Genomic DNA, 4,531 nt, shown 5'->3' on the forward strand with positions numbered 1-4,531 from the left:
AACCGCAAATTTTCTGTTTGTGCAAGCCCAAACAGCCTAAACAAAGGCATTCTAATTCAGTATCGAACGTGTTGCACTTGACTTGACAATATGCCTTTGAAAAAAATATTTAATTTATATTTAGAATGTGAATGAAAAGATTCAGAATTATGGGAAATGTATCTGAGTCTTTTTGTTGAATAGTTTATTTCTGTCGCAAATTAAAACTATCCGTTGTCAACTTGCCTTGGTGAGTAAAAAGCACCAGTAGAACTTTTTAGACTACTCCCTTGAAAGTAATGAGGAGCAGTATTTTACCTTCGGCTTCGCTTCCGAGACTATTTTTGATTTTCATTGAATACCAGTATAACATTTGTGAATACTAGTATAGAATAATAGTAGTTTTCCTAAAAGAGATTTCACTTTAAAATGAATTTATAAAACGACTGATCGTTGCAATACTACAAAAAGGAGAAAACATTGACTCATCCAGTTCAGGATATTTCAAAACAGATTAGTCAAGCTTTTGCTTGTAATGATACAAATTCTATAAAAGATCTTATTGCAGACAATGCTCGATTCGTACATATGGGAATAACATTTACCAAACATGGGGAGTTAACTGCTTTTGATAAGAAAGCCTTTATTTATAAAGATGTGGCTATTGCAGAAGAGCGTCTCGAAGATTACGGTCAAACGGCAATTATATATAAACGACTGATTTTAACAGTTGAAGTAAACGGTCAAGAGGTGCAAAATCCATTTGTCGTAACTGAAATTTATAATCAGTCTGACTTTGGTTGGCAATTAGCAGCAGAAACCTTTACACGAATTGCTACGGATTATGAATCCTATCAACTGGCATCGGAAGGCATATTTTTTGAATAGAAAGAGGGAGTATGATGAATTTAGAAAATCTTTTTGGTTATCAAGGGAAGACCGTTGTTGTTACAGGAGCAGCAAGTGGTATGGCACGTGCGACAGTTGAGTTGCTACTGAAACTGGGTGCCAAGGTTCATGCCGTTGATGTTAATCTCGTGGATTTGCCTGTTGAAGCAAGTTATCAAGCTAATCTAGGCGATAAAGATGCAATTGATGGGCTTGTAGAGCAGCTGCCAAGTGATATTTATGCATTCTTTTCTTGCCACGGCATTGCACAAAACTTGGGGACACCTTTATTTGTACAACTGGTTAATTTTTATGGCCAAAAATACATGACCGAGGCCTTGTTGCCAAAAATGAGTGATTTTGGCTCCATTACTTATATTTCTTCGGCTGGAGGATATGGTTGGGAGCCACATTATCTGGAAATCAAAACTTTAATAGACATTGATGATTGGAATCAGGCAGTTTCATGGTATGGGAACCATGAAGAATTGTACGCTCTTACAAATGCTTATGGTTTTAGTAAACAATGTATTATGGCTTACGTAGCTTCCAAAGCTATGGATAAGCGATTTACTAGTCGTAAAATTCGTATCAATGTTTTGGGACCAGGATCGGTTGAAACACCGTTGACAGTCCAGTTTGATAAAGGTGCTAGTCAGACTGGTAACGTACAAGAAGGACGCGCTTTGATCAGTTCAATCTTTTTAGAACCTTGGGATGGATTTTTAGCTACACCTGAACAAATAGCTCAACCAATGGTATTTTTAGGAAGCCAAATGGCATCTTATATCTCAGGTCAAGAAATTTATGCAGACTATGGCCTAACTAGTGACTGGAAGCAAAGTGGGCTTTTAGGACAATCAACCTATCCCTTTGGATAATGCAAATAGATAAAAAATGAGGTAAAAAATGCAGTACACAACACTTAACAACGGAATCAAAATGCCTATGGTTGGATTTGGAGTTTTCCAAATCCATGATGCCAAAACAACGCAGATAGTTGTAGAAGAAGCGATTAAAACGGGCTATCGTTTGATTGACACTGCCCAAGTTTATGGTAATGAAGAAGCGGTCGGAAAAGCTATCAAGGCCTCAGGTGTTCCCCGTGAGGAGCTCTTTATCACAACCAAACTTTGGATTTCTGACTTTAGCTATGAAGCTGCTAAAGACGCTTTTAATGAATCCTTGCGTAAATTAGATTTGGACTATATTGATCTTTATCTTTTACACCAACCTTTCGGGGATATTTTTGGTGCTTGGCGTGCCTTAGAAGAACTTTATAAAGAAGGAAAAATCAAAGCGATTGGAGTTTCAAACTTTAAACCCGATCAATTAGCTAACCTTGCTGCCTTTAATGAAGTTACTCCAGCTGTCAATCAGATTGAACTCCACGTTTTCAACCAAAAAGAAGATGAGCAAGCCTATATGCTCTCAAAAGGGGTGCAAACAGAGAGTTGGGGCGCTTTTGCTGAAGGACAATTTGATGTTTTTAATAATCCAGTTTTAAAAGAAATTGCAGAAAAATACAGTAAAACAACAGCACAAGTTATGCTTCGTTGGCAGTTGCAACGTGGCATTGTCTCCCTTTCAAAATCAGCCAATCCAGAACGTGTCCGTCAAAACTTTGACATCTTTGATTTTGAATTATCAGCAGAAGATATGGACAAAATTGTGACTCTTAACACGAACACAACTGTCTTCTCGGATCATCACGAAGCTAAAACAGTTGAACTTTTGGCAAGCTTTGTTGGAAAATCATTTTAATAGGTATAAGGTGCGGTAGATAAGGAGAAAGTGGGATGACAATATTATTTATAAACGGTAGTCCCAATAAAAATGGCAATACCGTCGCTTTAGCCAAAAAATTACTAGGAGATCAATCTTTTGAAACGCTTCATCTAGCAGATTATAAAATTTATGATTACGGACAAGATTTCTCAGATGATCAATTTGAAGAAGTGCTAGCAAAGCTATTTGAAGCAGATACAATTGTGATTGGCTCACCAGTCTATTGGCATAGCATCAATGGTTTGGTACGGAATTTCCTGGATCGACAGTATAATCGTGTCGAAGATCAGCTCATCGGAAAAGTGTTGTATTTCATCTTTCAAGGCTCAGCTCCGACGCAGGAAGTTCTTGATATGGGAAACTACACCATGAGCCGTTATGCCGGCTTGTATGGAATGGACTACAAGGGTATGATAACTAGGTAAGTGGGAAAGGTTCATAAAGAAGCTAAACTTATGTTTACTAGGTTTTTTGACAGCTTTTGTTCTTGTTGCATGTAGCAGTGGTAAGCAAAGTACGCAAACAAGTGAGACAGCTAGCAGTCAAACGGCGGAATCCAGTCAAGAAGCCAGTTCGGCAGATGATAGTCAAATAATTCTTGTTGCTTATTTTTTCGCCTCTGGAAATACAGCCACGATTGCCCAAGATATCGCTTTTGAAACAGGTGGAAATCTATTTGAAATCAAACCACAGAATCCATATAGCGAGGCTGATTTGAATTGGACAGAAGAAAATAGTCGTGTCGTCCAAGAGTATTTCAATGAGTCCCAACGGGAAACGCCTTTGGAAGTAGTGACTCCTGAAAACTGGGCAGATTATGATGTTATTTTTATTGGCTATCCTATTTGGTGGCAAGAAGCTGCCTGGCCTATCAATGATTTCGTTGAAGAAAATGACTTTTCAGGAAAAACAGTCATTCCATTTGCGACATCTACTAGCTCTGATTTAGGGGAAAGTGGAAATTTACTAGCAGAGATGGCAGGAACAGGCAACTGGGAAGAAGGGCAACGGTTTAGTTCATCAGCTACAAGCTCAGAAGTAGCTGAATGGCTTACTGAGATAGGATATTAAGATTTCTATGGAAAGAGAGAACAACTCTTTATTCTCAAAAGAAATAAATTTTGGTATAATACTCCTTATTAAGGAGAAGTGAACATGTATTTAATGTCAAAAGAGCGATTAATTGCTTTTACAGATGCCGTCTTGGCAATTATCATGACGATTTTAGTTTTGGAATTAGAACGGCCGGATCAGATTAGCTGGCAGGCTCTATGGGATTTGCGGACCAATTTTTTCGCCTACACCATTTCTTTCTTCTGGTTGGGAACCATGTGGGTTAATCTGCATCGAAGTTGGGATGTGGTCAATAAAATCAATACCAATTTGGTTTGGAGTTCGATTGTTCTACTTTTTTTCTCCTCCTTTTTCCCTTATACAACAGCCCTTGTTTCTGCTGATTTTAATAACCCAGTAGCCCAGACCTTGTACGGTTTGATAGTGCTACTTGTAACAGCCTGCAATGTCTGGATGTATCGTGAGTTGCAACATTTAAATCCAGAGACTGTAAAGTCAGGGCATTTTAATATTCTAGATAGAGCTGGAATAGTTGATATTGTGATAAAACTAGTAGGTCTGGTCTTGACCTTAACAGTATTCCCATCAGCAATGATGTGGGCCGTTCTTTTTACAGCAGTCGTTATTGTCATACCAAGAGCGATTCGTCAGTAATATTCATAAAATAAAGAAAAGTATGGTTTTCAATCGAACCATACTTTTTTGTATTATGTGACTTTAAGTCCGTTTCGCTCCGCAGGTGCGAAACAAATAAACCACCCGCTATGCGGGTGCGCATCGCTGGTTATACCAAAAAACTCCA

6 protein-coding genes are annotated in these 4,531 nt (G+C 38.2%); all 6 read left to right on the forward strand.

Going from position 1 to position 4,531, the window contains the following annotated elements; all coding sequences use genetic code 11:
- Positions 1-459 precede the first annotated feature (459 nt).
- The 6 genes from J2S23_RS11150 (at position 460) to J2S23_RS11175 (ending at position 4,383) form a co-directional block, all read left to right on the forward strand.
- A complete protein-coding gene (locus J2S23_RS11150) occupies positions 460-867 on the forward strand; it encodes a nuclear transport factor 2 family protein (RefSeq protein WP_307122775.1) in 408 nt (135 codons plus the stop codon).
- An 11-nt stretch (positions 868-878) separates the two neighbouring features.
- Positions 879-1,748 (forward strand): SDR family oxidoreductase, encoded by an 870-nt coding sequence (locus J2S23_RS11155; protein ID WP_307122776.1) that lies wholly within the window; start codon positions 879-881, stop codon positions 1,746-1,748.
- Between the two features lie 28 nt (positions 1,749-1,776).
- The gene (locus J2S23_RS11160) at positions 1,777-2,631 is read left to right on the forward strand and encodes an aldo/keto reductase (RefSeq protein ID WP_307122777.1); all 855 of its coding nucleotides are present in this window, start codon (positions 1,777-1,779) and stop codon (positions 2,629-2,631) included.
- A gap of 35 nt (positions 2,632-2,666) precedes the next feature.
- Positions 2,667-3,080 (forward strand): flavodoxin family protein, encoded by a 414-nt coding sequence (locus J2S23_RS11165; protein ID WP_307122778.1) that lies wholly within the window; start codon positions 2,667-2,669, stop codon positions 3,078-3,080.
- A 46-nt stretch (positions 3,081-3,126) separates the two neighbouring features.
- Positions 3,127-3,726 carry a flavodoxin gene (locus tag J2S23_RS11170; RefSeq protein ID WP_307122779.1) on the forward strand — a complete coding sequence of 200 codons (600 nt, stop codon included), beginning with the start codon at positions 3,127-3,129 and terminating at the stop codon, positions 3,724-3,726.
- Positions 3,727-3,819: 93 nt separating this feature from the next.
- The gene (locus J2S23_RS11175) at positions 3,820-4,383 is read left to right on the forward strand and encodes a TMEM175 family protein (RefSeq protein WP_307122780.1); all 564 of its coding nucleotides are present in this window, start codon (positions 3,820-3,822) and stop codon (positions 4,381-4,383) included.
- Positions 4,384-4,531 lie beyond the last annotated feature (148 nt).

It is taken from the genome of Streptococcus moroccensis, assembly GCF_030812835.1.
GTDB classification, from domain to species: domain Bacteria; phylum Bacillota; class Bacilli; order Lactobacillales; family Streptococcaceae; genus Streptococcus; species Streptococcus moroccensis.

Excerpts from the sequence above, each read along its gene's own strand:
- J2S23_RS11155 (WP_307122776.1), top strand. The coding sequence starts at position 879 with ATGATGAATTTAGAAAATCTTTTTGGTTATCAAGGGAAGACCGTTGTT.
- J2S23_RS11160 (WP_307122777.1), top strand. The coding sequence starts at position 1,777 with ATGCAGTACACAACACTTAACAACGGAATCAAAATGCCTATGGTTGGA.
- J2S23_RS11165 (WP_307122778.1), top strand. The coding sequence starts at position 2,667 with ATGACAATATTATTTATAAACGGTAGTCCCAATAAAAATGGCAATACC.
- J2S23_RS11175 (WP_307122780.1), top strand. The coding sequence starts at position 3,820 with ATGTCAAAAGAGCGATTAATTGCTTTTACAGATGCCGTCTTGGCAATT.